The following is a 25,014-nucleotide window of genomic DNA, read 5'->3' as shown; positions in this document are numbered from 1 at the left end:
ACATCGGCGAGCTACTCGACGCCTTCACGCCACAGGAATGCAGCAACTACTTCGCCTCATCAGGGTACGTAAACAGATAACTCGAAAATGCTCTAATATGGGGCGTGCTACTTCACCATAGGTCCCAACTCGCCTCGAACGTTAGGCGTACCTTCCCAAGCTTCGCTTTGGAAGGTGGTTACCCACCCGCCACCGGCGGTAGTAGCGCGATGCGCTGCACGCCAGCCAATACTTCTCGCCGCAGCAGCATGCGCTCGCCTTCCGCACACGCGCAGCGTGGCAGCAGTTCGGCAATCTCGGGTTGTTCGGCGGCGAGCGTCTGCAGCGCGGCCGCGAGCGTGGCGCCTTCGGGAAGGGTCAGGCTGCGTTCGGCGGCCCCCGCCTGGCGGCGCAGCACGCCGTGGAATTCAAATGTGATCTGCATAAGGCTTGATGTGGTCGGGCGCTTCAGCCGCCCAGCATGTGCATGGTCACCGGCCGCTCCACCGGGCCCTGCCGCGCGGCATAGCCCACGTCCTTGTGCCAGACCGCGGTGCGGATGATTTCCAGCAGCTGCGCATCGCCGGCATCCGCACGCAGCAGCTCGCGCAGCGGCGTGCCGCTCTGCGCAAACAGGCAGGTGTACAGCTCGCCGGTCGCGGTGAGGCGCAGGCGGTCGCAGCTGGCACAGAAGGGTTTGCTCACCGTGGAGATGACACCCAGCTCGTACTCGCCGTCGATGCGATAGCGCGTGGCCGGATCATGACTGCGCGGCAGCGCTTCCACGCGATGCTGCGCGGCGACGGCGGCGATGATTTCGTCCTCGCTCACCACCTGCGCGCGCTGCCAGCGGCCGGGCATGTCCAGCGGCATGTATTCGATGAAGCGCAGCTCCAGACCTTCGCCGCGCGCCCAGTGGATCAGCGGCAGGATCTGGTCGGCGTTGTCCTTGCGCAGCAGCACGCTGTTGATCTTCACGCCCAGGCCGGCGGCACGGGCCGCTTCGATGCCTTGCAACACGGGCGCCAGTTCACGGCCGGTCATGCGCTTGAAGGTCTCGGGCTGGATGCTGTCGAGGCTGATGTTGAGATCGTCCAGTCCGGCGGCCTTCAGCGCCTGCGCCTGGGGGGCGAGCAGCGAGGCATTGCTGGTCATGGACAGCTGCTCCAGGCCTTCGCTGCGCAAGGCGTGCAGCGCGGCCACGCAGCTCACCAGATCACGGCGCAGCAGCGGCTCGCCGCCGGTGAGCCGGATATGGCTGATGCCCTGCCCGATCATCAGGCGCGCCACGCGCACGATCTCCTCGAAGCTCAGCAGCTGCTTCTTGGGCAGCCACTGCGGATGATCCGGCATGCAGTAGCTGCAGCGGAAATTGCAGCGATCGGTCAGCGAGATGCGCAGCTTGCGCTTGCGCCGTCCGTGCTGGTCGATGAGCTGGGAGGGATCCTGGTTCACCCGCGCATCATAGCCTCGGCCGCTGCCAGGCGTTCCGGGGTGTTGAGATTACTCATCGGCAGGGGCCAGCCCCGGATCGGCACCGCCAGCGCCTGTTGCGCCTGCAGCCAGCGGCCGACGGCGCGCTCGCCGGCATCCAGGGCACCGCGCAATGCCGGCGCCAGCGCGCGGGAGACGAGGCAGAGCGGATAGACCGGGCCATCCGGCGCCTGCGCATAGGCCGCTGGCGCCGCGGCGTTTTGCAGGCCGGCGCCGAGCTGTGCCACCAGATCTGCCGGCAGACCGGGCGTATCGCAGGGCACGGCCAGCAGCCAGGGCGTGCTGCTGGCCGCAAAGCCGGCTTCGATGCCGGCGAGCGGACCCTCGTAGCCTTCCCGCAGATCGGCGCAGACCGGCAGTTTCGTGAGCTGCGCGTAGCGCTCAGCATTGCGGTTGGCATTGATCCGCACGCTGCCCACCTGGGCGCGCAATGCCTCCAGCACGTGCAGCACCAGAGGCTTGCCGGCCAGCTCCACCAGGCCCTTGTCCGCGCCCTGCATGCGTGTGCCGCGACCGCCCGCCAGAATCAGGGCGGTGATGTTCTCGGCGGTGGGCGCGGGTCGGCTCATGATGGCGGCAGGATCGGTGCGGCAGGCGATGGATGCAAGCGGGCCGGCTGCGCCGGTGGAGAGGGAGCGGCCTCGCACTCATGCATCAAGCCAGTAGCCCGGATGCAGGCGCCTCGCGCCGGAATCCGGGACCTCGGCTCGCATCGATCCCGGATTCCATTGCATTCCATCCGGGCTACGCTCGCTGATCCGCAAAGGCATTGCCTGCCGGATCGGCGCGCCGCCCCTGATCGCGAAGAACCCCGGCGCGATCACGTGCAGATGAACCGACATCACTCCAAGAAGCTGGCGCGGGCCTTACGGATGGACCCTCCCCCGTTCACGCCTCCGCCGCACTCGCTGCGCACTCCGCAATCAGCGCGCGCAGCTCCGGCACGCAGGAGCCGCAGTTGCCGCCGGCGCGCAGGCAGGCGGTGATTTCGCGCGGGCTCTGCAGGCCTTTTTCCTGGACGGCCTTGACGATAGTGTTGCGGCCGACACGGAAACAGCTGCAGACCAGCGGGCCTTCGTTGCCGCCCGCACCCAGCGGCGCGGCGGCGAGCAGGCTTTGCCGTTCGCGCAGCGACAGGCGCGGTCGCGTGAACAGATCGGCCAGCCACTGGCGCTGCGGCAGCATCGCGCGCGGTGCGAGGTACACGCAGGCTTGCAGACGGCCTTCGCGCAGCCAGGCGGCGTGATAGATGCCGCCGCTGTCGTCGCGGTATTCGATCCAGTCGGCGCGCGGATCGCCCACGCCGAACAGCTGCCGCGCCCAGGCTTGCGGGTCCTTCACCGCGCCGCGTCCGGCAATTTCGTAGCGCAGCGCATCCAGGGTCTGGATGCGCGTCCACCAGGCCAGTTGCTGCGCCTGCAGCGGCTCGCGGCTGTAGACCACGCCGTGCCAGTCCACGCGAAAGTCTTCCACGCGCACCGGCGTGTGCTTGAACTCCGGCTCGCCGGAGATAGGGTCCACCACCGGATTCACCAGCGCGCCCACGCGCGCGTCCGAAGCAAACTGATCGTTCCAGTGAATGGGCACGAACACCTGTCCGCGCCGCAGCTCGCCGGAGAAGCGCACGCGCGCCACCAGGCTGCCCCAGCGTGAGGACACGCGCGCCAGCTCGTGCTCGCGCGCGCCGCTGGCCAGGGCATCGGCCGGATGCAGGTCCACATAAGGCTCGGGCAGATGCGCGCCCAGCGTGGGCGCGAGGCCGGTGCGGGTCATGGTGTGCCACTGATCGCGGATGCGGCCGGTGTTGAGCACCAGCGGATAGTCCTCGCCGGGCGCATGCGCCGGCGTCTGCGCGGCGGTGGCGATGAACACGGCGCGACCATCTTCATGCGCAAAACGGCCGTCGCCGAACAGGCGCCCGCTCTGCGCACCGCGCGCCAGCACCGGCCAGCGCACCGGCTCCAGCGCGTCGTAGGCCACCGCGTCCAGACCCACCAGACCGCGCAGATTGAACACGCGCCCCGCGCCGCCCTCGGCGAATCCGTTTTCAAAGGCCGAGAGCCGCGCGTGCTCGTCGAAGATTTCATGCGCGCTGCGATAGGCGAAGGCCGCGCCATGCCCCAGGCGCGCCGCCACCTGGCTCAGCGCCCACCAGTCGGGCTGCGCCTCGCCGGCGGCGGGCACGAAGGCGCGCTGGCGCGAGATGCAGCGTTCGGAATTGGTGACGGTGCCGTCCTTCTCGCCCCAGGCCTGCGCCGGCAGCAGCACATCGGCCAGCGCGGCGGTGTCGGTGTCGCGCACCACATCGGACACCGCCACGAACTCGCAGCGGCGCAGCGCCTCGCGCACGCGGTTGGCATCGGGCAGGCTCACCACCGGATTGGTGGCCATGATCCACAGCGCCTTGATGCGGCCCTCGTGCACGGCCTCGAACAAATCCACGGCCTTCAGGCCCGGCTTGCTGGCGATGGCGGGCGAATTCCAGAAGCGCTGCACACGTGCGCGGTCCTCGGTGCGCGCGAACTCCATGTGCGCGGCGAGCGTGTTGGCCAGACCGCCGACCTCGCGCCCGCCCATGGCATTGGGCTGGCCGGTCATCGAGAACGGCCCCATGCCGGGCTTGCCGATGCGGCCGGTGGCCAGATGGCAGTTGATGATGGCGTTGACCTTGTCGGTGCCCTGCGAGGACTGGTTCACGCCCTGGGAAAACAGCGTCACCGTCTTTTCGGTGGCGGCGAAGCGCTCGTAGAAGCTCTGCAGCTTGTCGCGGCCCAGGCCGCAGGTGCGCGCCAGCGTCTCGAAGTCGCCAGCGCTTTGCCGCGCCACCGCCAGCGCCGCTTCGAAGCCACGCGTGTGCGCGGCGATGTAGGCAGAGTCGGTGGCCTCGTGTGCGGCCAGCCACAGCAGCAGACCGTTGAACAGCGCCACATCGCTGCCCGGCGCCAGCGGCAGATGCAGATCGGCGATGTCGCAGCTGGCGGTGCGGCGCGGATCGATCACCACCACGTACAGCTCGGGCCGGCGTTCCTTCTCGGCGGCGATGCGCTGATACAGCACCGGATGACACCAGGCGGTGTTGGAGCCGACCAGCACGATCAGATCGGCGCACTCGAAGTCTTCGTAGCAGCCCGGCACCACGTCTTCGCCGAAGGCGCGCTTGTGCCCCGCCACCGCCGAGGACATGCACAGGCGCGAGTTGGTGTCGATGTTGCCGGAGCCGATGTAGCCCTTCATCAGCTTGTTGGCGACGTAGTAGTCCTCGGTGAGCAGCTGACCGGAGACATACAGCGCCACGCTGTCCGGCCCGTGCTCGGCAATGCTGCGCGCGAAGGCATCGGCGATGCGATCCAGCGCCGCGTTCCAGCCTGCGCTGCGCATGGCCGCGTCGCGCCGCTCGCGCAGCATGGGCGAGAGCAGGCGCGAGGACAGCCCCAGGGTTTCACCCAGTGCGCTGCCCTTCACGCACAGGCGGCCGTGATTGGCCGGATGCGTGATATCGCCCAGGGCCTGCGCGCCGCGCCCGCCCTGCATCTGCACGCCGCAACCGACGCCGCAATACGGGCAGGTGGTACGGATGGCGCCAGGCAGATCGTTCATGCGCACAGAATAAGCCGCATCGGGACGCGGCATCGGAGTGGAAAGACAGGCATGCCGGATGCGTTCTTATTCGCGCAGCGCGAATTCGCGGCCGAACAGCAGGCGGCTGCGGATCGCGCCGATCTCGCGCTGGTCGTTGATCAGTTCGAAATACCAAGGGCCATCGCGGGTGTCGCCGAACAGCACCGCGCCGGTCACGCGATTGTCTTTCAACACCAGGCGCTTGTAGATGCCGCGTTGCGGATCGCGCAGCACCAGGTCTTCGCTGCCCTCGCCGCCCATGAAGTCGCCGGCGGAAAACACCTGCACGCCGGCCACCTTCAGCTGCGTGGCCAGCTGCGAACCGCGATAGCGGCTGTAGCCGCGCTCGGCCAGATGCGCGGCGCAGACATAGGCCTGGCCCCAGAGCGGATCGACCAGGCCGTAGGTGCGGCCGCGATGCTGCACGCACTCGCCCACCGCGTACACGCGCGGATCGAAGGTCTGCATGGTGTCGTTGACCAGAATGCCGCGCTCGCAACGCAGGCCCGCGCGCTGTGCCAGCGCGATCTCGGGCTTGATGCCCACCGCCATCACCACCAGATCGGCCGGCAGCTCGGTGCCGTCCTTCAGGCGCACGGCGTTGACATGCCCGGCACCCAAAATCGCCTCGGTCTGCGCTTCCAGCAGCACCGCGATCTCGCGTTCTTCCAGCGTCTGGCGCAGCAGCTCGGCGGCCGGCGCATCGAGCTGACGCTCCATCAGACGGTCCATCAGATGCACCACGCTGACCTGCATGCCGCGCTTGGCCAGGCCATGCGCAGCTTCCAGGCCCAGCAGACCGCCGCCGATCACCACCGCGCGGCCGCGCGTGGCGGTGGCGGCAATCATCTTTTCCACATCGGCGAGATCACGAAACGTGGTCACGCCCGCCAGCTCCACACCGGGGATCGGCAGCACCACGGGCCTGGAGCCGGTGGCGATCAGCAGACGGTCATACGCCGTTTCCAGACCCGAGGCGGAACGCACGATGCGCTGGCGCCGGTCGATGCCCAGCACCGCATCGCCGCCATGAAAGGCGATGCCGCGCTCCGCATACCAGGCCGGCGCATGCAGCATCAGATCCGGCAGCTTCTTTTCGCCGGCCAGCAAGGGCGAGAGCAGGATGCGGTTGTAATTGCCATGCGGCTCGGCGCCGAACACTTCGATCTGATACAGATCGGGCGCGGTTTCCAGCAGCTCGTCGATCACGCGCATGCCGGCCATGCCATTGCCCACCACCACCAGACGCGGCTTCTCGCTGCGCGTCTTCGGCGCCGGCGTGTAGCGGCGCAGCGGACGCGGGTCCAGCCAGATCATGCCGTCTTCGAGGCGCGTGGCGTAGGCCTGCACCGACCTGCCCGGGTCTTCCAGACAGCGGCCGGTGGCCAGGGCGAAATGCTGCTTGTAGATCGGCGAGGCCACCACGCGCTCGCCCTGCAGATCACCCACCAGGCCACGCGCGAGCACATTGGCGCCGGAGAAGGGGTCGGTGTTGTCGATGGCGTAGACGCGGTCATCCACGCGCAGGCGGAACACCGCGATCTGCCTGCCATCGATCAGCGCGGCGACGCCGGTATCGGGCACGATCTCATCCAGCGCACAGACCGGCAGCCAGGACGCAGCGGCATTCATCACGCGCCCTCCCCGGCCGCTTCGGCGACGATGGGAATGTTCTTCAGCTTGGCGCGCTCGGCCGCGCGCGCGGGGCGGATCTGGCCGCGCTCCTGCACGAACTGCACATGCTCGTCCCGGGCATCGCTGTTGACGAAGCTGCGGAAGCGCTTGAGCGTGGCCGGATCTTCGACGGCGGTCCGCCACTCGTCCTGATAGCTGCCGACCACCAGGGCCATCTCGGCTTCCAGCTCGGCGCCGATGCCCAGCGAATCGTGCACGACCACGTCCTTCAGGTAATCCAGTCCGCCTTCGAGATTGTCGCGCCAGACGCTGGTGCGCTGCAGGCGATCCGCGGTGCGGATGTAGAACATCAGGAAGCGGTCCACGTAGCGGATCAGGGTGGCGCTGTCGAGATCGGCGGCCAGCAGCTCGGCGTGGCGCGGCTTCATGCCGCCGTTGCCGCAGACGTAGAGATTCCAGCCTTTTTCGGTAGCGATCACGCCCACGTCCTTGCTCTGCGCCTCGGCGCATTCGCGCGTGCAGCCGGACACCGCGAACTTGAGCTTGTGCGGTGAGCGCAGGCCCTTGTAGCGGTTCTCCAGATCGATGGCGAAGCCCACCGAGTCCTGCACGCCGTAGCGGCACCAGCTGCTGCCGACGCAGGACTTCACGGTGCGCAGCGACTTGCCGTAGGCGTGGCCGGACTCGAAGCCGGCGTCGATCAGCTCCTTCCAGATCAGCGGCAGCTCATGCACCTGCGCGCCGAACAGATCGATGCGCTGGCCGCCGGTGATTTTGGTGTACAGCCCGTACTTCTTTGCCACCGCGCCGATGGCAATCAGACCATCGGGCGTGATCTCGCCGCCCGGCACGCGCGGCACCACCGAGTAGGTGCCGTCCTTCTGGATGTTGGCCAGGTAGTAGTCATTGCTGTCCTGCAGGCTGGCATGCTGCTTCTGCAGGATGAAGGCGTTCCAGCAGGACGCGAGGATCGACGCCACGGTGGGCTTGCAGATATCGCAGCCCAGGCCACGGCCGTGCTTGTCCAGCACCTGCTCGAAACTTTCCAGCTTGCCGATGCGCACCAGGTGATACAGCTCCTGGCGTGAATACGGGAAGTGCTCGCAGAGATGATTGTTGACGGTGACGCCCTGGCGCTTGAGCTCGCTCTTCAGCACCTGCGTGACCAGGGGCGCGCAGCCGCCGCAGCTGGACGCCGCCTTGGTCTGCTTCTTGAGCGCCGCCAGCGTGGTGCAGCCGCCGCCGATGGCCTCGCAGAGCTGCAGCTTGGACACGTTGTTGCAGGAGCAGATCTGCGCACTGTCCGGCAGCGCGTCCACACCTATGCCGCCGGGCTTCGCGGCACCCGCCGCCAGCGGCAGGATCAGGGTCTCGGGCGCCTCGGGCAGCGCCGAGGCATTGAGCATCATCTGCAGCAGATCGCCGTACTCGCCGGCATCACCCACCAGCACCGCGCCCAGCACGCGCTGCTTGTCGGCGGACACCACCAGCTTCTTGTAGACCTCTTTGACCTCGTCGCAGAACTGATAGGCCAGACTGCCGGGCGTCGCCCCCTGCGCATCGCCGATGGAGGCCACGTCCACGCCCATCAGCTTGAGCTTGGTGCTCATGTCCGCGCCCTGGAACTTCAGGGCCTGCTTGCCGGCGATCTGATCGGCGGCCACGCGCGCCATCTCGTAGCCCGGCGCCACCAGACCGAAAATCCGGCCGCTCCACAGCGCGCATTCGCCGATCGCGTAGATGTCCGGATCGGAGGTTCGGCAGGCATCATCCACCACGATGCCGCCGCGCGGCCCCACGTCCAGGCCGGCCGCGCGCGCCAGATCGTCGCGCGGGCGGATGCCGGCGGAGAACACCACCAGATCCGCTTCCAGCGCCGTGCCGTCGGCAAACTTGAGCTGATGCCGTGCCTGCACCCCGTCGACGATTTCGGTGGTGCTCTTCTGCGTGTGCACGCCGACGCCCAGGGCTTCGATCTTCTTGCGCAGCACGCGCCCGCCGCCCTCATCCACCTGCACCGCCATCAGGCGCGGCGCGAACTCCACCACCTGCGTGGCCAGGCCCAGATCCTTGAGCGCCTTGGCCGCTTCCAGCCCCAGCAGACCGCCGCCGATCACCACGCCGGTCTTCGCGTCGCGGGCTGCGGCCTGCATCGCTTCCAGATCCTCGATGGTGCGATACACGAAGCAGCCGGGACGCTGGCTGCCGGGAATCGGCGGCACGAAGGGAAACGAGCCGGTGGCCAGCACCAGCTGGTCATAGCCCAGCACCGCACCGTCCTGCGTCGTCACCGTCTTGCCGGCACGGTCGATGCTCGCGGCACGCGCGTTCAGGCGCAGATCGATGCCGTAGGCATCGGCAAAGTCCGGACGCGCCAGCGCCAGATCCTCGGCGCTCTTGCCGTTGAAGAAGTCGGTGAGATGCACGCGGTCGTATGCCGGCCGCGGCTCCTCGCAGAGAATGGACAGCTGGAGGTCCGGATGCTCGGCCAGGGCTTCGGCGAGCTTGTGGCCCACCATGCCGTGACCCACGATGAGGACACGCTTACGCTGAGTCATGAGCTGGATATCGATCTAGTTTTAATTGGATGGGGGATGCGAGCCGCAGCCGTGATCAGCCCGGCTCCATCGCCGCCGCCGGCGTGGCCGGCATGGCGCTGGCACGTTCGGCGACCGCCTGTTGATACAGGGCTTCCTCGCGGGTCTTGTGTTCCTGGCTGAAGCGCACGGCAATGGCGCACAGCGAGGACAGCACCACGGCACTGCCGAGAATGGTGAAGGTCTGCACGATGTCGCCGTGCGCCCCCTTCATCACGAAGCCCGCCGCCACCGCACCGACATTGCCGCCGGCGCCGATGATGCCGGCCACACCACCCAGGGACTTGCGGTCGATGAAGGGCACCAGCGCGTAGGTGGCGCCGCAGGCCATGTGCGTGCACAGGCCGAAGGCCAGCATCGCCACCACCGCCAGCGCCACGGAATCCGCCGAGGAGAACCACAGCAGACCCAGACCTTCACCGATCATCAGCGCGAACAGCAGCAGGGTGCGGCCGTCCAGACCCTTGAGGCGCGCGATGCGGTCGGAGAGGATGCCGCCCAGTGCGCGCGCGAACAGCGCCAGCAGACCGAAGCTGCCGGCAGCCAGGCCCGCCGACTTCAGATCGAGCTGGAACTTGTCCACGTAATAGCTGGCCGCGATGTTGTGGATGAAGATCTCGATGCCGAAGCAGGCGCCGTAGGTGACGAACAGCATCCACACACGGTAGTTGGCGCTGGCGGCGAGAAACACCGCGAGCCCGCCCTTCTTGCCGCTTTCGATCTCCACGCCCTTCTCGCGCAGTTCCTTGTAATTGCCTTCCGGGCAGTCCTGCGTGTACTTCCAGTACAGCACCGCGACGATGAGCATCAGCACGCCGGGCACGATCATCGACAAACGCCAGCCCAGGGTCTGCTCGACACCGAAGGTCAGCACCGCCGCCAGCACCAGCGGCATCAGGGTCTGCGTGACACCACCGCCGGCATTACCCCAGCCGGCGGCTGCGGCATTGGCGGTGCCCACCACGTTCGGCGCGAACATCACCGAGGTGTGGTACTGCGTGATCACGAAGCTGGCACCGATGGCGCCGATGGCCAGGCGGAAGAACAGAAAGCCGGCATAGCTCTGCGCCAGGGCGATGCCCAGCACCGGAATCGCGCCCAGCACCAGCAGCGCGGTGTAGGTCTTGCGCGGACCGTATTTGTCGCACAGCGGACCCACCAGCAGACGGATCAGGATGGTCACCGCCACGGCGGCGATATTGATGTTGGCGATCTGATCCTTGCTCAGACCGAATTCGGTCTTGATCACCGGCATCAGCGGTGCGACCGCGAACCAGGCGAAGAAGCAGACGAAGAACGCCAGCCAGGTGAGATGGAACGCGCGCATCTGCGGCGTTTTGAGGCTGAACAGATTGATGGACGTGGCCTTTGACACGGCGGGCTCCTGGAAATGACGACACGGGAGCGGGCACCGTTGACCGCGAGAGGATGCAGCACTCGGTTCTGCATTGAACCGGGCAAGTCCCAGCACAGCAAAGCACATGCCAGACAGCATGCACGTGATTCACAGGGTCGCAGGACGGGGCGCCGCGCACTGTGCACCAAAAAAACAGCGTCGACGCACCGCAAGAAGGCAACACGGCCTCAATCGGTGCGCCGACGCCAAGCAGGCTCGGTGGGGAGAGCCTAAAACTTATTGCACGATGATCTTGCCCTTCATGGTCGTGTGAATCGCACAGGCATACGGGTATTCACCCGGCGTGGCAAAGCTGCGCTGCCAGCTCTTGCCCATCGCCAGCCGGGGGCTGGCCTGCCCGTCGGCGAACTGCACGATGTGATTGGAGCCGTCGTTGTTGATGAAGGTGACGGTGCTGCCCGCCGCCACCGTCAGCACTTCAGGCGAGAACGCGAAGTTGTCGATGCTCACCGTGCCCGGCGCGCTGGCGGCGGCCGGCTGCGCGTCCGGCGGCGGGGCATGCGACATCGGCATCTCGGTCGGCGGCGGCGCGGCCGCGGCGCCGGCAGGCGGTTCGCTGTCGCCATAGGTCTCCGCTGCCCGGCCCGCCTGCTCCACGGTCACCGGCGCGTCGGCGTCCAGCACCTTGAGCTCGACGCGGCGATTCAGTGCGCGTCCCTCATCGCTCTTGTTGTCGGCAATCGGCACCGACTCGCCGAAGCCCTTGGCGTTCATGCGCATCGGCGCAATGCCCTTGCCCAGCAGATAGTCCATCACCGATTTGGCACGACGATCCGAGAGCTTCAGGTTGTAGGCGTCCGAACCCTTGCTGTCGGTATGTCCGTCGATCTCGACCTTGATGTCGCCGCGCTTCATCAGCGCCGCCGCCACCTGATCGAGCAGGCCCTTGGCTTCGACCGTGAGCGTCCACTTGTCGAACTCGAAGTTGACGCCGCGCAGAATCACCACATCGCCCGCCTTGCAGCCGGTGAAGTCCACGGCCTCGCCGCTCTTGGGCAGCTCACAGGGCGGCGGCGGCGGAGGCGGCGGCGGCGGCGGTGCCGGCACCACCGCCGGCGGCGCGGGCTGCGGCGGCGGCACATAGGCGATGCGATGCGGGCCCAGCGGAATGCGCACACCGACATTGAACACCCAGTCGATGTAATCGCCGCTGCCATTGAGCTGCACCAGCGCTTCCGTGCGCAGCGCCCAGCCATTGTCGCCGAAGGCCCAATCCAGACCGGGGCCGGCGTGATACAGCGCGAGCTTGTCCTTGTTCGACGCCATCACGTCGAGATGGATGAAGGGCCCGCCGAAGGGCCGCTCGCCGAACAGTCCGAGAAACAGATTGGTGCCGAAGCCGCCGCCGGACACGGTCTGACTCTTGTTGTCGCAAGTCGCGAACAGGCCGCAGGAATGCGTGCCGCCGTCGTCCTTGTACTTGAGATAGGTGCCGAGCAGTTCCAGCTCCACCCCCTTGCTCAGTCGCCAGCCGGCACCCAGCGTGCCGCCCAGGCCGTCATCGGTGGGCCGGTCATGATCGGCCAGCGAATAGGAAAACATCGGCGCGACATAGGTGTCGTCGAACCAGCTGTCGGCCTGCGCGGCAAGCGGCGCGGCGCAGGCCATCAACAGTGCCACTGCCTTGAGGCTTTTTTGCTTCTTCATGGAGATCCCCTTCTCGCACGGCTGCGTGCTACAGCCGGCGGTTTTGACCAGCCAAAAAAAAATCCACGCCCCGGCCGTGTTGGCGACCGATGGCGTGGACGACTTTGTCCGCTGCGGGCGACGTTGCCCACATTTACTGTGCAGCCATACCAGCCTGCGCAGGATTTCCGGCGCAAGCCTTGTGCCAGCCGCTGCCTGCGCGCCTGGATAAGCAGTGCGACGCTTGCACCTTTAAAGACAAGTGCGGCGTCTGCGGCCAGCCCGCGCACGCACAGTTTCGGATCGCATGGCGTACTTTCCCTCGCGCACGCCCCAAGCTGGCTCACCAAAAAGAAGCGCATGTGGCCTGGGCAGCATCGCAGGGCTTCGGTCCTGAGCCCCGGACAGCAGCAGGCCTCATCGCTGTCGATGCGCCGCGCGATCAGCACCAGCATGTTTCGCATTAAATAGGAGTGAAAATGCGAGGTTTGTTCGCTCAGCGCGGCAATACAGGGATTTCCACTGCGCTTGTGTGACTCTTGGCACAGCACTTGCAACTTTGACCACGCATGCGCCAGGGAATGGCGCATCAGACGCGTCAAGGGGTGCGGGCAAAGAAGCTCCATCCAAGGGACATCGACGTCCACGTGAATGGCTGAATCAGCCAGGACCGTGGACGTTTTTTTTTGCTTGCGATGGACCGGGTCGGCCGACGAGGGATCTTCGCATCCGCCGTCGTGGGAGTCAGCTACAGCGCGCGAGGGTTTGGTCCTCGCCAGAGTTCTTCCGAACACAAAAGGAGTTGGGGCAAATGAAACGGGTACGATTGGGTGGTCTGCGTCTGCTGCAATCCGCGGCACTTCTGGTAACAGCAGTTTGCAGTTCGGCGGCACATGCCGACTGGTACAACGACGGCAAGGTGCTGCTCACCGGCGGCGTGTTCACGGTCGATGGCGCGGGTGGTGGTGGTGCGGTGCCCTGGGCCACGATCAGCGGCTACGAAACCCGCGATGGCATCAACGGCAGCGCCGCCTTCACCTACGTGAACCTGCCGGCACTGCAGGTCTCGTTCTACGGCGTGAACGTGGGGTTCTATGATCGCCTGGAGCTGTCCTATGTCACCGCGCGGCTGTCGCTGAATCTTTCCAATGTGGACCTGGTGGGCCTGCTGACCCAGTCGCTCAATCTCGGCGACTCGCTCGGCATCAACGCCTGGAACAACACGCTGCAGATGGACACCTATGGCGCCAAGCTGCGGCTGTTCGGTGATGCGGTGTACACCTCGGACAGCTGGATTCCGCAGGTCTCGCTCGGTGGTCTGTACAAGAACAACATGAGCAAGGATCTGGTCCACACCCTGGGCGCCAACAAGAACAAGGATTACGAGGTGTATCTGGCGGCGACCAAGGTGCTGTTCCCGATCAGCACGCTGGTGAACTACACCGCGCGCTATACCTCGGCCAACGAAGATGGACTGGTGGGCTTCGGTGAATGCAGCGGCAATGGCAACTGCACCAACAAGCGCAAGATCCGCTCGGAAGTCTCGATCGCGCATCTGGTGGCCAAGAACACTGCAATCGGCGGTGAGTGGCAGCAGCACGGCGACAATCTGGACGGCAAGAGCCTCAACCTCAATGGCCTCGACACCCAGGGCCTTGCCAGTCTCCTGCAGAATCTGGGTCTGGGCGGTCTGAGCAACTCGCTCACGCAGAAGAAGGAAGGCGACTGGTTCGACCTGTTCATGGCCTACGCCCCGAACAAGCACATCTCCTTCGTGGTGGCGTATCTGATGTTCGGCAACATCTCGGTGGCGCCGGATCAGAACGGCTTCTACTTCTCCACGCATCTGACGTTCTGATGCGCGGCCCCAGACAACTTCATTCGGGAAGGATCATCAAGGAGGTATGGCAATGACAATCAGGAAATCGACTCTGTCGCTGTGCGCCGCACTGCTGGCGCTGTGCAGCGCCTCGGGCGCCATCGCCGGCGAAACCAAGACCAAACCCATCATGGGCATTCCGGCCAGTTCGGTCGCTGCCTTCGGTGGCGTGGACGGCATCCACAACTGGGTGGAATCGCTGTTCTACTACATCATGCTCGACAACCGCATCAACTACATCTTCAAGGAGTTCGGCAATGTGGATCGCCAGATCGCCTTGAACACGCAGCTGGAGCACATGGTGCTGGGCGGCCCCAACGAGTATCAGGGCGCCAGCATGAGCGCGGCGCATGCGGACCTTGGCATCACCATGACCAAGTTCAACGCGGTGGTGGAAGCCGCGTACAACGCCTGCGAGCGCAACAACATTCCGTACTACAACTGCAATGACCTGATCGCTGCGCTGGCACCGTTCACGCGCGTGATCGTCACCCGCTAAACGCGGCCTGGCGATGGTGTGCCCGCATCCCGCGATGCGGGCACACCACCTGCCTCGAATATCCGGATCAAAGCGCGGGCCTTGCGCCCGCAAGCCGCCAGGATGGCGGCCTGACAACCAAAACATGAAAGAGAAGATGGACACAGAATTCGCATCATCCGCCGCCATGCCAGTCGCCGGGCGTCGCAGCCTGCTGCGGCTGCTGGCCAGCCTGCCGCTGCTGCTGACGCAGGCGCGCAGGGCCGAGGCCTTCGATGTCTACACCACCTACCAGACCGCCGATGCCTTCGTCGCCGAAGCCTTTGCGCCGGGCGCCGCGCCGGCGCCGCAGACGCTGATGCTGGACGCGGCCAGGCAGGCGCAGGTGGCCTCGGTGTTCGGCAAGCCGTTTCCGCAGGCACGCCTGCGCTACTGGCGCGCCGCAGGCCGCAGCGCCTGGATTTTCGACGACGTGGGCAAGGACGGCTATGTGCCCACCACCTGCGGCTTCGTGGTCACCGCCGGCAGCATCGAACACGCCCGCGTGCTGATCTATCGCGAGTCGCGTGGCCAGCAGGTGGCCGAGCCTTCGTTTCTCAAGCAGCTGATCGGCGCGCACGCGGCGGGCGCCGGCCTGGATCGCAACGTGGACAATATTTCCGGCGCCACGCTGTCGGTGAAGATGATGCAGCGCATGGCGCGCACCGCGCTGCTGTTCGACACCCTGGCGAGCTGAGCACCATGAACCGCGCCAGCCTGCTGATCAACGACACCGGCGCCGCTTCGACGGCCCCGGAACAGAATCGCCGGCGTCTGAGCCAGCGCCTGCGCCTGTGGCGCGGCGCTGCGGCGGCACCCCGGCATCCCAAGCCGAAGCGCAATCTGATGGCCGTGCTGCGGCAGTGGCACGGCCGCGCCGGCCTCGCTGCTTTCGCATTCCTGATCTGGCTGGCGCTCAGCGGCATCCTGCTCACCCGCAGTGTGGAACTGGGCTTTGACACCGCGCGCGTGGACTGGCCCTGGTTGACGCGACTCTATGGCCTGCACGCCGAAGCGCCCGCCAACGGCTTTGCCGCCGGGGCGCATTATCTGGCGCAGACGCATGACTACACCCTGCTCGACGGCAAGCCGCTGCCCACGCAGATCAGCGCGCCGCTGGGCATGGTCGCGGGCGGCGAGCCCAAGGACGGCCTGCTGTTCGTGGCCTCGCCCGAGAGTCTGGTGCTGCTCGACGCCCAGGGCCAGCGCATCGACGAGTTGCGCGCGCCGCTGCTGCCGAGCAGCGCGGTGCGCCGCATCGGCGTACTCAAGCGCGATCCGCGCGTCATTGCGATTCAGGATCTCGACGCCTTCCAGAGCGCCGACGAGGGCAACAGCTGGACGCCGGTGCAGCCAGGCGAGGTGAACTGGGCCACGCCCACGCCGCTGTCGGACACGCAGCGCGCACAGCTGCTGGACTATGCCCGGCCGCGCATCATCGTCGAGCAGCTGCTGATCGATCTGCACAGCGGCCGCCTGTTCGGACCGGTGGGCGCCTGGGCCATCACCCTGGTGGGTTTCGTGGCACTGCTGCTGTCGGTCACCGGCATCTGGATGTGGTGGCGCATGCATCAGAATCGCAAGCGCAATCAGGCACGCTGAAAATTTGGGGCCGGCCGGGGGCGGGCCGGGATTTGCACGCGCTGCGACGGGAAACCGGACGACACCGTCGCGTCGTCACGACACATGATCGTCCACATCGGGAGCACAGACATGGATAAGTCTTACCTGCATTACACGAGCCTGTTCCTTTTGCTGCTGAGCGCCGGCGTTGAAGCCGCCGCACCGCTGCCGGGCGCCAGCCTGGACAAGCCGGGTGCGCCAACCGTGGGCGCGCCCGCCAACACCTCACCGGTGTCGGCGATGTGGGTGGACAAGAACGGCGATGGCCTGATTCAGAAGGACGAGGTGATTCCGGGCACGCAGCTGGCCAAGCGCTTCGACACCCGCGATGCCAATCACGATGGCACGCTCAGCCGCGACGAATACTTTTACTGATCGCGACGATCCGCACCCTTGGCGTCGCCGACGGTCGGCATGCGGTGACGTCAGCGGTTTTTTCTGGCGCTGCGGCGATGGGCGCCTGACTGCTTCCGCGCAATGATGTGCCTCCATGGGCTGGTTAAGAAGACCCTCTCCGCTGCAGCGCCGCTTCATGGCGATGGGCACGCTGGTGACCGTGACGGTGGTTTTCGATCGCGGTCGCCGCGCCCAGGCCGAAGCGGCGATCGGCAATGTCGAACGCATGCTGCTCAACTTCGGCCGCGACGGCTGGGCCTGGGGCAGCGGCGCGCTGGCGCGGCTCAATCAAAGTCTCGCTGCCGGTCTGCGTGGCGAGGTGCCTTCATCGCTGCGTCCGCTGCTGCAGCGCGCCTGCGAAATCCGGGCCGCCAGCGGCGGTCTCTACGACGCGCGCATCGGCGCGCTGGTGCGGCTCTGGGGCTTTGATGAAGCCTCGCGCGTCGTCAGCGCGCCGCCGGCGGATGATGAAATCGCCGAGCTGCTGACGGCACTGCGCGAGGCCCCGACCTATGACGGCGGCCGGCATTACGGACCGGCGCCCGGCGTGGTCTGGGATCTCGGCGGCATCGGCAAGGGCTATATCGTGGACGCCGCGCTGGAGCGTCTGGCCATTCTCGGTTTTGCCGATGCCAGCGTGGATGCCGGCGGCAATCTCGCGGTGCGCGGCACGCGCGGTGATCGCGCCTGGCGCGTCGGCATCCGCGATGTGCGCGCCGACGGCGATGGCGAGGATGCGGGCGAAGGCTCGGTGCTGGGCAGCTTCGATGCCTGCGACGAGTCGGTGATCACGCACGGCACGGACCAGCGCTATTTCATGCACGGCGGATACCGCTATTCGCATCTGCTGGACCCGCGCAGCGGCCGTCCCGCGCAAGGTCTGCGGGCGCTGACGGTGGTGCATCGCGACGCGACGCTGGCCGACGCCGCCGGCGCCGCGCTGTTCGTCGCCGGCCGCGCCCACTGGCCGGCGCTGGCGCAGCGCTTCGGCATCGAGCAGGTGCTGAGCATCGACGATCAAGGCCATGTCGCCGCCACGCCCGCCCTGGCGCGGCGGCTGCGCATGCAGACCGGCGTGGCGATCAGACGCGTGGCCTGAAGCCCGCAGCGCTCAGGGCTTGCGCTCGCTATGGCCCAGATCGCGTCCCGGCGCGATGCGGTCGCGGATCGCCTGCTTGAGCAGCGGCAGATCGGGAAAGCCGCCGTCGCGCTTGCGGTCGGCGAGCAGCTCATCATTCAGCAGCACGCGGAACACGCCGCTGTCCGCCGGCCGCAGCGCCACCTCGCCCAGTTCCGCCTCGAAGGTGGTGAGCAGCTCCTGCGCCAGCCAGCCGGCACGCAGCAGCCAGCGGCAGCGCGGGCAGTACTCAATCACCACCCGGGGCGCGCTCATGCGCCGACCGCCTCGGCGCGCGGCCAGGGCTTGTAGATCTGGAACTCCGGCGGCATGCGCTTGGGTCTGCCGCTTTTCATGTCCACGCACACCCACTGCGTCTGGCCGCGCAGCACGATCTTGCGGTCCGCCACGCGGATGATCTGGTAGCGGCGCCACATGTTGAGACGGAAGTCGTTTTCGTGCACCCAGGTGGCCAGCGCCAGCTGGTCGCCGACGAAGGTCGCGGCGAGGTAATCGATTTCGTGGCGGCGCGCCACGCAGCCGCTGCCCAGGCGCTGAAAGGCGGCGAAGTCCAGGCCAAGGGCGCAGGAATGCGCCCAGGCCACCTTCTCCAGCCAGCCCAGGTACATGACGTTGTTGGTGTGGCCGAAGGCGTCCAGATGCTCAGGACCGACGGTGACGGTTTCGATGAAAGGCGCCTGGACGTCCCAGGGCAGGTCTTGTGGGTTCATCGCGCAAGCCTAGCGCATGCCGGCGCGCGCATTGCAGTGCCGGTCGCGAATCCGTAAACTTTCAATCCGTACTGAATCGGTCCTTATTCGTGCTGAAGCTGAGCAAACTCGCTGACTACGCCACGCTGCTGATGACCGCCGTGGCGCGCGAACCGACGCAGACGCTGACCGGCCAGCAGCTGTCCGAGCGCACCCGCATCCCCGTGCCCACCGTCGCCAAGCTGCTCAAGCTGCTGGCGCGCGGCGGCCTGCTGGAATCGGTGCGCGGCGCGCACGGCGGCTACCGTCTGGCGCGCGAGGCGGCGCGGATCAGCGTCGCCGACATCATCGGCGCGCTGGAAGGCCCCATTGCGGTCACCGCCTGCTCCAGCCACGGCGGCGAATGCAGCATCGAGACCGACTGCGCCACGCGCAGCAACTGGCGGCTGATCAACAGTGCCATCCGCGGCGCGCTGGAGGCGGTGAGCCTGGCGCAGATGGCCGCGCGTCACAGCGAGCCGGCGCGCAATCCCGGCATCAGGGAGTTCCCGCTGATCCGGCTCTGAAAAGCCCGAGCCGACAGCCCACTGGATAGCAACCCCATGGAAGCCAATCCCACCGACATCGAAAAACTGGTCGCCGGCCGCAAGTACGAAGCCGGCTTCATCACCGACATCGAATCCGAGCGCGTGCCGCCCGGCCTGTCGGAAGACGTGGTGCGCCTGATCTCGGCCAAGAAGAACGAGCCGGACTGGCTGCTCGACTTCCGCCTCAAGGCCTACCGCCGCTGGCTGAACATGCGCGAGCCGCGCTGGGCGCACGTGCAGTACCCGGCCATCGACTACCAGGCGCTGTCGTATTACTCGGCGCCCAAGTCCATGGCCAATGCCCCCAAGACCCTGGACGACGTCGATCCCAAGCTGCTGGAGACCTACAAGAAGCTGGGCATTCCGCTGCGCGAGCAGGAGATGCTGGCCGGCGTGCAGCAGGTGGCGGTGGACGTGGTCTTCGACTCGGTGTCGGTGGCCACCACCTTCCGCGCCAAGCTCGCGGAGGCCGGCGTGATCTTCTGCTCCATCTCCGAGGCGGTGCGCGAGCACCCGGAACTGGTGCGCAAGTACCTGGGCAGCGTGGTGCCGTTTGCCGACAACTTCTACGCGGCGCTCAACTCCGCGGTGTTCTCCGACGGCTCCTTCGTGTTCGTGCCCAAGGGCGTGCGCTGTCCCATGGAGCTGTCCACGTATTTCCGCATCAACGAGCGCAACACCGGCCAGTTCGAGCGCACCCTGATCGTCTGCGAGGACGACGCCCACGTCTCGTATCTGGAAGGCTGCACCGCGCCGCAGCGCGATGAAAACCAGCTGCACGCGGCGGTGGTGGAACTGGTGGCCCTGGACCGCGCCGAAATCAAATACTCCACGGTGCAGAACTGGTATCCGGGCGACGAGAACGGCGTCGGCGGCATCTACAACTTCGTCACCAAGCGCGGCGACTGTCGCGGCGTGGCCAGCAAGATCTCCTGGACGCAGGTGGAAACCGGCTCGGCGATCACCTGGAAGTATCCGAGCTGCATCCTGCGCGGCGACGACTCCGTCGGCGAGTTCTACTCGGTGGCGCTCACCCACCATCATCAGCAGGCCGACACCGGCACCAAGATGATTCACCTGGGCAGGAACACCCGTTCCACCATCGTCTCCAAGGGCATTTCCGCCGGCCAGGGCCAGCAGGCTTATCGCGGCCTGGTGCGCGTGCTGGAGAAGGCCGAAGGCGCGCGCAATCACACGCGCTGCGACTCGCTTTTGATCGGCGACAAATGCGGCGCACACACCTTCCCCTACACCGAGGTGCGCAATCCCAGCGCGATCATCGAGCACGAGGCCACCACCTCCAAGATCAGCGACGACCAGCTGTTCTACTGCCGCTCGCGCGGCATCGGCGAGGAAGACGCGGTGTCGATGATCGTCAACGGCTTCTGCAAGGACGTGTTCAAGGAACTGCCGATGGAGTTCGCGGTGGAAGCGCAGAAGCTCCTGCAGGTTTCGCTGGAAGGCGCCGTCGGGTGAGCACCGGTTTCCGCAGGAAATGGAAAGCCGCCGAATGTGGCTTTCCAAGGTGCGAACGCCCGGCCAGGGCTGGCCGGGCCGGGGCCAGCTTCCCGCGCTGCTGTCGCGCCGGGGATGGCCACCCTTTCACCCTGGACTGACGCATGCCCATCATCAAAGTCGAAATCCTCGAAGGCCGCTCGCGCGAACAGAAACGCGAGCTGGCGCAGGTGCTCACCCGCGAGACCGCGCGCATCTGCGCCTGCAGCGAAGCCAGCATTTTTGTCGTCATCGACGACGTGAAGAAAGAAAACTGGGCGGTGGGCGGCACCCTGCTCGCCGACAAGTATCCCGATTGAGTCCGCAACCATGACCACATTGCTCGACATCCAGGACCTGCACGCGCGCGTGCAGGACAAAGACATCCTCAAGGGCCTGAACCTGACGGTGAACGCCGGCACGGTGCACGCGATCATGGGCCCCAACGGCGCCGGCAAGTCCACGCTGTCCAAGGTGCTGGCCGGCGCGGCCGATTACGAGGTCACCGGCGGGCGCGTGCTGCTGGCCGGCAAGGACTTGCTGGCGCTCAACCCCGAGGCGCGCGCCGCAGCCGGTGTGTTCATGGGCTTTCAGTATCCGGTGGAGATTCCCGGCGTCAGCAACATGATGTTCCTGAAAGCTGCGGTGAACGCGCAGCGCAAGCAGCGCGGCGAGCCGGAGCTGGAAGCCGCCGACTTTCTGGCCTGGGTGCGGCATCGCGTCAAGCAGATGAAGATGGATCCGGCGATGCTCTCGCGCGGCGTCAACGAAGGCTTCTCCGGCGGCGAGAAGAAGCGCAACGAGATCCTGCAGATGCTGGTGCTGGAGCCCAAGCTGATGGTGCTGGACGAGACCGACTCGGGTCTGGACATCGATGCCCTGCGCATCGTCGCCGAAGGCATCAATGCCATGCGCTCGCCCGAGCGCGCCACCGTGCTGGTCACCCACTACCAGCGCCTGCTCGATTACGTGCAGCCGGACCATGTGCACGTGCTGGCAGGCGGGCGCATCATCAAATCCGGTGGCCCGGAGCTGGCGCGCGAGCTGGAAGAAAAAGGCTACGGCTGGCTGCAGGCGGCCTGATGCGCGCACCGACTTCCTATCAAGCGGCCTTCGCGCAGTTCGCGCAGGGCCTGCCTGCGGCCGAGCGTGCGCTGCGTGAGCAGGCGTTTGCCAGCTTTGCCGCCGCCGGCTTTCCCGATGACAGCGCCGAGCGCTGGCATTACACAGACCTCAACAAGCTCGCCCCGCAAAACGTGCAGCTGCCCGCCACGCTCGGTGCGCCGGCGCTGGACGAGCTGCTGCTGCCGGGCTGCGAGAGCCGGGTCTGGCTGAACGGCCGCGCGCAGCAGGCCGCAGCCGGCGGCGAGATGCCATCCGGCGCCGGGGATGCGCTGGTGCAGCTCAACCGTGCCTTCGCCCTGCCCGGCCTGCAGCTGCAGCTGGCAGCGGGCGAGCAGCGCGCCCAGCCGCTGCACGCGCTGTTGCTGACGCAGGCGCAGGCGCCGGGCGAAATGCATCATCTGGCGCATCGCATCGCGCTGGCACGCGGCAGCCGCGCCACGGTGCTGCTGCACAGCGCCGGTCTGCCCGGTGCCGCCAGCTTCAGCAGCCATCAGCTGGATCTCGATCTCGCCGAGCAGGCGCAGCTCACGCTGATCTGCCTGCAGCAGGAAGGCGAGCAGGCCGCGCAGCTGCTGCAGACGCGCGCACGCATCGGCCGCGATGCGCAGCTGCGCCTGATCAATCTCGATTTCGGCGGGCAGCTGATCCGCAAGGACTGGCAGCTGCAGCTGGCCGAGGCCGGCGCGCAGCTGGAAGTCCACGGTCTGTTCGCCGCGCAGCAGCGCGTGCATCTGGACAATCAGTACGAGGTGGAGCATGCCGCGCCGCATACCAGCAGCCGCCAGCTGCTGCGCGGCCTGGGCAGCGGTCGCAGCAAGAGCATTCTCAATGACCGCGTGCTGGTGCGGCCGGGTGCGTTCAAGACCGATTCCGAGCAGCGCCTGGCGAACCTGATCCTGGAACGCGGCGCCGAAATCAACGCCAAGCCGGAGCTGGAGATCTACGCCGACGACGTGAAATGCGCGCACGGCAACAGCTGCGGCCAGCTCGATGAACGCGCGGTGTTCTATCTGCGTTCGCGCGGCGTGCCCGAGGCGCAGGCGCGCGCCCTGCTCACCTACAGCTTCGCCGACGCGGTGCTCGCGCAGCTGCCGATCGCCGCGCTGCGCCTGCGTCTGGCGCAGACGCTCACGCGCCAGCTTGGCGCGGAGCTGGACTTCGAGGACCTGACATGAGCGAGCTGGATCTGGCTGCCATCCGCGCGCAGTTTCCGATTCTGCAGCAGCAGAACCGCGGCAAGCGCCTGGCCTATCTGGACAGTGCCGCCACCACGCAGAAGCCCGAGGCGGTGCTGCAGGCCCTGGATCTGTACTACCGCAGCGCCAATGCCAATGTGCATCGCGCCGTGCATGAGCTGGCCGAGCGCGCCACCACCGCCTACGAGGGCGCGCGTGATCGCATCGCGCGCTTCGTGAACACGCCGCGCGAACAGATCATCTTCACGCGCGGTACCACCGAGAGCATCAACCTGGTGGCGCGCAGCTTCCTGCAGCCGCGCCTCCAGGCCGGCGACGAGGTGCTGCTCACCGGCATGGAGCACCACTCCAACATCGTGCCCTGGCAGCTGGCCGGCGCGAAGACCGTGGCTGCGCCGCTGAATGATCGCGGCGAGCTGCTGCTGGACGAGTGGCGCAAGCGGATCTCGCCGCGCACGCGCCTGATCGCGGTCTGCCAGATCTCCAACTCCCTGGGCACGGTCAATCCGGTGGCGGAGATGATCGCCATCGCCCGCGCGCACGGCATCCCGGTGCTGATCGACGGGGCGCAGGCCATCGCGCATACGCCGCTGGATTTCACCGCGCTGGGGGCGGACTTCTACGCCTTCTCCGCGCACAAGCTCTACGGCCCCACCGGCTTTGGCGTGCTGCTGGCCAGGCGCGAACATCTGGAAGCGATGCCGCCCTGGCATGGCGGCGGCGACATGATCCGCACCGTGAGCTTCGAGGGCAGCACCTGGAACGAGCTGCCCTACAAGTTCGAAGCTGGCACGCCCGACATCGCCGGCGCCATCGGCTGCGCCGCCGCCATCGAATGGCTGGATCAGCTGGGCGTGGCCAAGGCGGCGGCCCACGAGCAGGCGCTGCTCGACTACGCCACGCCGCGCCTGGCCGAGATTCCCGGCCTGCGCCTGATCGGCACCGCCGCGCACAAGGCCGGCATCCTGTCCTTCGTGATGGACGCCGCGCATCCGCAGGACATCGGCACGGTGCTGGACATGGAAGGCGTGGCGATCCGCACCGGCCATCACTGCACCATGCCGCTGATGCAGCGCTTCGGCGTGCCCGCCACCGCGCGCGCCTCGCTGGCGGTGTACAACGGCCGCGACGATATCGATCAGCTGCTGGCGGCGCTGCGCAAGGTCAACAAGCTGTTCGGCTAGCGCCGCTTGCCGCGAGGCCGATCACCGCGATGATCGGGCATCGCGTCAAGCGGCCGCAGCAGCGCGCGGCGGCGCGCGTCTTGCTGCGCGCTTGAGTGCATGCGCGCAGCAGCGACCACCCCGATCTTTCGACCCGCGACCGGTCTGCCCGGTCGTGCCGCGCTGCTCGCCGCTTCGCTGCTGCTGCATCTGCTCCTGCTGGCCCTGCTGCTGGACGAGCGCCGCACGCCCGAGCGGCATCTCGCCGCGCCCGCGCCGCTCAGCGTGCGGCTGCTGGGCGCCAGCGCGCCGCCCGGGGCGCCCGCAGCCACCGCGCGCGCACCTGCCGCGCCGCCCAAGCCCCGCCCGAAACCCAGCCCGCCGCGCAGCAGCACGCCTGCCGCTGCGTCCGCAGCCCCGGCGGCCGCGCTGCCGGCACCCGCCACCGCCGCGGCGGGCGGCGCCACTGCCCTCGCCGCGAGCACGCCGGATGCGCTGCCCGACACGCCGCCGCCGCTGGAATACCTGATCCGCATCGCGCGCCTGGTCTCGCGCAGCCAGCGCTATCCCTGGAGCGCGCGCCAGTACGGCCAGCAGGGTGATGTGCTGGTGCGTGTGCATCTGCATCGCGACGGCCGGGTGCTGTCGGTGCGCCTGCTGCAAAGCTCCGGCGTCGCCGCGCTGGACGCCGAGGCCTGCGCGGTGATGCAGCGCATCGCGCGCTTTCCGCCGTTTCCGGCGGACTATCTGCCGCAGATCGCCGAGTTCGATCTCGATCAGCCGGTGAATTTCCGGCACTACCAGGATTAAGAACCTATCCGTGAATTGCGCACGTCTGCGA

General features: G+C 67.1%; 24 protein-coding genes. 13 read left to right on the top strand and 11 right to left on the bottom strand.

Going from position 1 to position 25,014, the window contains the following annotated elements:
- Positions 1-178: 178 nt before the first annotated feature.
- The 9 genes from BMY12_RS05665 to BMY12_RS05625 form a co-directional block, all read right to left on the bottom strand.
- On the bottom strand, positions 179-424 hold the full coding sequence (locus tag BMY12_RS05665; RefSeq protein WP_093283191.1) for a MoaD/ThiS family protein: 246 nt from the start codon (positions 422-424) through the stop codon (positions 179-181).
- A 23-nt stretch (positions 425-447) separates the two neighbouring features.
- Positions 448-1,434 (bottom strand): GTP 3',8-cyclase MoaA, encoded by a 987-nt coding sequence (gene moaA / locus BMY12_RS05660; RefSeq protein WP_093283190.1) that lies wholly within the window; start codon positions 1,432-1,434, stop codon positions 448-450.
- Entirely contained in the window at positions 1,431-2,042 is a 612-nt protein-coding gene (gene mobA / locus BMY12_RS05655) for a molybdenum cofactor guanylyltransferase MobA (RefSeq protein ID WP_093283187.1), read from the bottom strand. The genes moaA and mobA overlap by 4 nt, the downstream gene beginning before the upstream one ends.
- A gap of 78 nt (positions 2,043-2,120) precedes the next feature.
- Positions 2,121-2,315 carry a hypothetical protein gene (locus tag BMY12_RS05650; RefSeq protein ID WP_093283184.1) on the bottom strand — a complete coding sequence of 65 codons (195 nt, stop codon included), beginning with the start codon at positions 2,313-2,315 and terminating at the stop codon, positions 2,121-2,123.
- A 46-nt stretch (positions 2,316-2,361) separates the two neighbouring features.
- Positions 2,362-5,070 carry a nitrate reductase gene (locus tag BMY12_RS05645; RefSeq protein ID WP_093283254.1) on the bottom strand — a complete coding sequence of 903 codons (2,709 nt, stop codon included), beginning with the start codon at positions 5,068-5,070 and terminating at the stop codon, positions 2,362-2,364.
- Positions 5,071-5,136: 66 nt separating this feature from the next.
- Positions 5,137-6,723, bottom strand: coding sequence for a nitrite reductase small subunit NirD (gene nirD / locus BMY12_RS05640; RefSeq protein WP_093283182.1), 1,587 nt, complete (start codon positions 6,721-6,723; stop codon positions 5,137-5,139).
- Entirely contained in the window at positions 6,723-9,284 is a 2,562-nt protein-coding gene (gene nirB, locus BMY12_RS05635; RefSeq protein ID WP_093283179.1) for a nitrite reductase large subunit NirB, read from the bottom strand. Before nirB ends, nirD begins: the two co-directional genes overlap by 1 nt.
- A 55-nt stretch (positions 9,285-9,339) precedes the next feature.
- Positions 9,340-10,650: a NarK family nitrate/nitrite MFS transporter gene (locus BMY12_RS05630; protein ID WP_093283251.1), complete on the bottom strand. Its 1,311-nt coding sequence runs from the start codon at positions 10,648-10,650 to the stop codon at positions 9,340-9,342.
- Between the two features lie 306 nt (positions 10,651-10,956).
- Positions 10,957-12,387, bottom strand: coding sequence for an OmpA family protein (locus BMY12_RS05625; RefSeq protein ID WP_093283177.1), 1,431 nt, complete (start codon positions 12,385-12,387; stop codon positions 10,957-10,959).
- A gap of 790 nt (positions 12,388-13,177) precedes the next feature.
- Here BMY12_RS05625 and BMY12_RS05620 point away from each other — a divergent pair.
- The 6 genes from BMY12_RS05620 (at position 13,178) to BMY12_RS05595 (ending at position 17,880) form a co-directional block, all read left to right on the top strand.
- The gene (locus BMY12_RS05620) at positions 13,178-14,224 is read left to right on the top strand and encodes a DUF3034 family protein (RefSeq protein WP_093283174.1); all 1,047 of its coding nucleotides are present in this window, start codon (positions 13,178-13,180) and stop codon (positions 14,222-14,224) included.
- 52 nt (positions 14,225-14,276) lie between these two features.
- Positions 14,277-14,744, top strand: coding sequence for a group I truncated hemoglobin (locus BMY12_RS05615; RefSeq protein WP_093283172.1), 468 nt, complete (start codon positions 14,277-14,279; stop codon positions 14,742-14,744).
- 136 nt (positions 14,745-14,880) lie between these two features.
- The gene (locus BMY12_RS05610) at positions 14,881-15,459 is read left to right on the top strand and encodes an FMN-binding protein (protein ID WP_245732366.1); all 579 of its coding nucleotides are present in this window, start codon (positions 14,881-14,883) and stop codon (positions 15,457-15,459) included.
- A 5-nt stretch (positions 15,460-15,464) separates the two neighbouring features.
- Positions 15,465-16,364 carry a PepSY-associated TM helix domain-containing protein gene (locus BMY12_RS05605; RefSeq protein ID WP_093283169.1) on the top strand — a complete coding sequence of 300 codons (900 nt, stop codon included), beginning with the start codon at positions 15,465-15,467 and terminating at the stop codon, positions 16,362-16,364.
- A 111-nt stretch (positions 16,365-16,475) separates the two neighbouring features.
- Positions 16,476-16,760, top strand: a complete 285-nt coding sequence (locus BMY12_RS05600) for an EF-hand domain-containing protein (protein ID WP_093283166.1) — start codon at positions 16,476-16,478, stop codon at positions 16,758-16,760.
- A 157-nt stretch (positions 16,761-16,917) separates the two neighbouring features.
- Positions 16,918-17,880, top strand: a complete 963-nt coding sequence (locus BMY12_RS05595) for an FAD:protein FMN transferase (RefSeq protein ID WP_245732365.1) — start codon at positions 16,918-16,920, stop codon at positions 17,878-17,880.
- 12 nt (positions 17,881-17,892) lie between these two features.
- Here the strand turns inward: BMY12_RS05595 and BMY12_RS05590 are convergent, their stop codons facing one another.
- On the bottom strand, positions 17,893-18,174 hold the full coding sequence (locus tag BMY12_RS05590; RefSeq protein WP_093283159.1) for an Rdx family protein: 282 nt from the start codon (positions 18,172-18,174) through the stop codon (positions 17,893-17,895).
- Positions 18,171-18,629, bottom strand: coding sequence for an acyl-CoA thioesterase (locus BMY12_RS05585; RefSeq protein ID WP_093283155.1), 459 nt, complete (start codon positions 18,627-18,629; stop codon positions 18,171-18,173). Before BMY12_RS05585 ends, BMY12_RS05590 begins: the two co-directional genes overlap by 4 nt.
- An 89-nt stretch (positions 18,630-18,718) precedes the next feature.
- Between BMY12_RS05585 and BMY12_RS05580 the strand changes: the two genes are divergently transcribed.
- The 7 genes from BMY12_RS05580 (at position 18,719) to BMY12_RS05550 (ending at position 24,983) form a co-directional block, all read left to right on the top strand.
- Positions 18,719-19,174, top strand: a complete 456-nt coding sequence (locus BMY12_RS05580) for an SUF system Fe-S cluster assembly regulator (RefSeq protein ID WP_245732363.1) — start codon at positions 18,719-18,721, stop codon at positions 19,172-19,174.
- 36 nt (positions 19,175-19,210) lie between these two features.
- Entirely contained in the window at positions 19,211-20,671 is a 1,461-nt protein-coding gene (gene sufB / locus BMY12_RS05575) for a Fe-S cluster assembly protein SufB (protein WP_093283151.1), read from the top strand.
- A 143-nt stretch (positions 20,672-20,814) separates the two neighbouring features.
- A complete protein-coding gene (locus BMY12_RS05570) occupies positions 20,815-21,009 on the top strand; it encodes a tautomerase family protein (protein WP_093283148.1) in 195 nt (64 codons plus the stop codon).
- 10 nt (positions 21,010-21,019) lie between these two features.
- Positions 21,020-21,772 carry a Fe-S cluster assembly ATPase SufC gene (gene sufC / locus BMY12_RS05565; protein ID WP_177188857.1) on the top strand — a complete coding sequence of 251 codons (753 nt, stop codon included), beginning with the start codon at positions 21,020-21,022 and terminating at the stop codon, positions 21,770-21,772.
- Positions 21,772-22,989, top strand: coding sequence for a SufB/SufD family protein (locus tag BMY12_RS05560; RefSeq protein ID WP_093283144.1), 1,218 nt, complete (start codon positions 21,772-21,774; stop codon positions 22,987-22,989). Before sufC ends, BMY12_RS05560 begins: the two co-directional genes overlap by 1 nt.
- The gene (locus BMY12_RS05555; RefSeq protein ID WP_093283141.1) at positions 22,986-24,194 is read left to right on the top strand and encodes an aminotransferase class V-fold PLP-dependent enzyme; all 1,209 of its coding nucleotides are present in this window, start codon (positions 22,986-22,988) and stop codon (positions 24,192-24,194) included. The genes BMY12_RS05560 and BMY12_RS05555 overlap by 4 nt, the downstream gene beginning before the upstream one ends.
- A 99-nt stretch (positions 24,195-24,293) precedes the next feature.
- Positions 24,294-24,983 (top strand): energy transducer TonB, encoded by a 690-nt coding sequence (locus BMY12_RS05550; protein WP_093283137.1) that lies wholly within the window; start codon positions 24,294-24,296, stop codon positions 24,981-24,983.
- The last annotated feature ends 31 nt before the right edge of the window (positions 24,984-25,014 follow it).

The sequence above is a fragment of the Solimonas aquatica genome (assembly GCF_900111015.1).
In the GTDB taxonomy this organism is placed as follows: Bacteria; Pseudomonadota; Gammaproteobacteria; order Nevskiales; family Nevskiaceae; genus Solimonas; species Solimonas aquatica.
This window is presented reverse-complemented; position numbering and strand designations above follow the sequence as displayed.

What these genes read in the sequence shown, in the direction of transcription:
- BMY12_RS05665 (WP_093283191.1), bottom strand. Translation starts at nt 424, where the DNA reads ATGCAGATCACATTTGAATTCCACGGCGTGCTGCGCCGCCAGGCGGGG.
- mobA (WP_093283187.1), bottom strand. Translation starts at nt 2,042, where the DNA reads ATGAGCCGACCCGCGCCCACCGCCGAGAACATCACCGCCCTGATTCTG.
- BMY12_RS05650 (WP_093283184.1), bottom strand. Translation starts at nt 2,315, where the DNA reads ATGTCGGTTCATCTGCACGTGATCGCGCCGGGGTTCTTCGCGATCAGG.
- BMY12_RS05645 (WP_093283254.1), bottom strand. Translation starts at nt 5,070, where the DNA reads ATGAACGATCTGCCTGGCGCCATCCGTACCACCTGCCCGTATTGCGGC.
- nirD (WP_093283182.1), bottom strand. Translation starts at nt 6,723, where the DNA reads ATGAATGCCGCTGCGTCCTGGCTGCCGGTCTGTGCGCTGGATGAGATC.
- nirB (WP_093283179.1), bottom strand. Translation starts at nt 9,284, where the DNA reads ATGACTCAGCGTAAGCGTGTCCTCATCGTGGGTCACGGCATGGTGGGC.
- BMY12_RS05630 (WP_093283251.1), bottom strand. Translation starts at nt 10,650, where the DNA reads ATGCGCGCGTTCCATCTCACCTGGCTGGCGTTCTTCGTCTGCTTCTTC.
- BMY12_RS05625 (WP_093283177.1), bottom strand. Translation starts at nt 12,387, where the DNA reads ATGAAGAAGCAAAAAAGCCTCAAGGCAGTGGCACTGTTGATGGCCTGC.
- BMY12_RS05620 (WP_093283174.1), top strand. Translation starts at nt 13,178, where the DNA reads ATGAAACGGGTACGATTGGGTGGTCTGCGTCTGCTGCAATCCGCGGCA.
- BMY12_RS05615 (WP_093283172.1), top strand. Translation starts at nt 14,277, where the DNA reads ATGACAATCAGGAAATCGACTCTGTCGCTGTGCGCCGCACTGCTGGCG.
- BMY12_RS05610 (WP_245732366.1), top strand. Translation starts at nt 14,881, where the DNA reads ATGGACACAGAATTCGCATCATCCGCCGCCATGCCAGTCGCCGGGCGT.
- BMY12_RS05605 (WP_093283169.1), top strand. Translation starts at nt 15,465, where the DNA reads ATGAACCGCGCCAGCCTGCTGATCAACGACACCGGCGCCGCTTCGACG.
- BMY12_RS05600 (WP_093283166.1), top strand. Translation starts at nt 16,476, where the DNA reads ATGGATAAGTCTTACCTGCATTACACGAGCCTGTTCCTTTTGCTGCTG.
- BMY12_RS05595 (WP_245732365.1), top strand. Translation starts at nt 16,918, where the DNA reads ATGGCGATGGGCACGCTGGTGACCGTGACGGTGGTTTTCGATCGCGGT.
- BMY12_RS05590 (WP_093283159.1), bottom strand. Translation starts at nt 18,174, where the DNA reads ATGAGCGCGCCCCGGGTGGTGATTGAGTACTGCCCGCGCTGCCGCTGG.
- BMY12_RS05585 (WP_093283155.1), bottom strand. Translation starts at nt 18,629, where the DNA reads ATGAACCCACAAGACCTGCCCTGGGACGTCCAGGCGCCTTTCATCGAA.
- sufB (WP_093283151.1), top strand. Translation starts at nt 19,211, where the DNA reads ATGGAAGCCAATCCCACCGACATCGAAAAACTGGTCGCCGGCCGCAAG.
- BMY12_RS05570 (WP_093283148.1), top strand. Translation starts at nt 20,815, where the DNA reads ATGCCCATCATCAAAGTCGAAATCCTCGAAGGCCGCTCGCGCGAACAG.
- sufC (WP_177188857.1), top strand. Translation starts at nt 21,020, where the DNA reads ATGACCACATTGCTCGACATCCAGGACCTGCACGCGCGCGTGCAGGAC.
- BMY12_RS05560 (WP_093283144.1), top strand. Translation starts at nt 21,772, where the DNA reads ATGCGCGCACCGACTTCCTATCAAGCGGCCTTCGCGCAGTTCGCGCAG.
- BMY12_RS05555 (WP_093283141.1), top strand. Translation starts at nt 22,986, where the DNA reads ATGAGCGAGCTGGATCTGGCTGCCATCCGCGCGCAGTTTCCGATTCTG.
- BMY12_RS05550 (WP_093283137.1), top strand. Translation starts at nt 24,294, where the DNA reads ATGCGCGCAGCAGCGACCACCCCGATCTTTCGACCCGCGACCGGTCTG.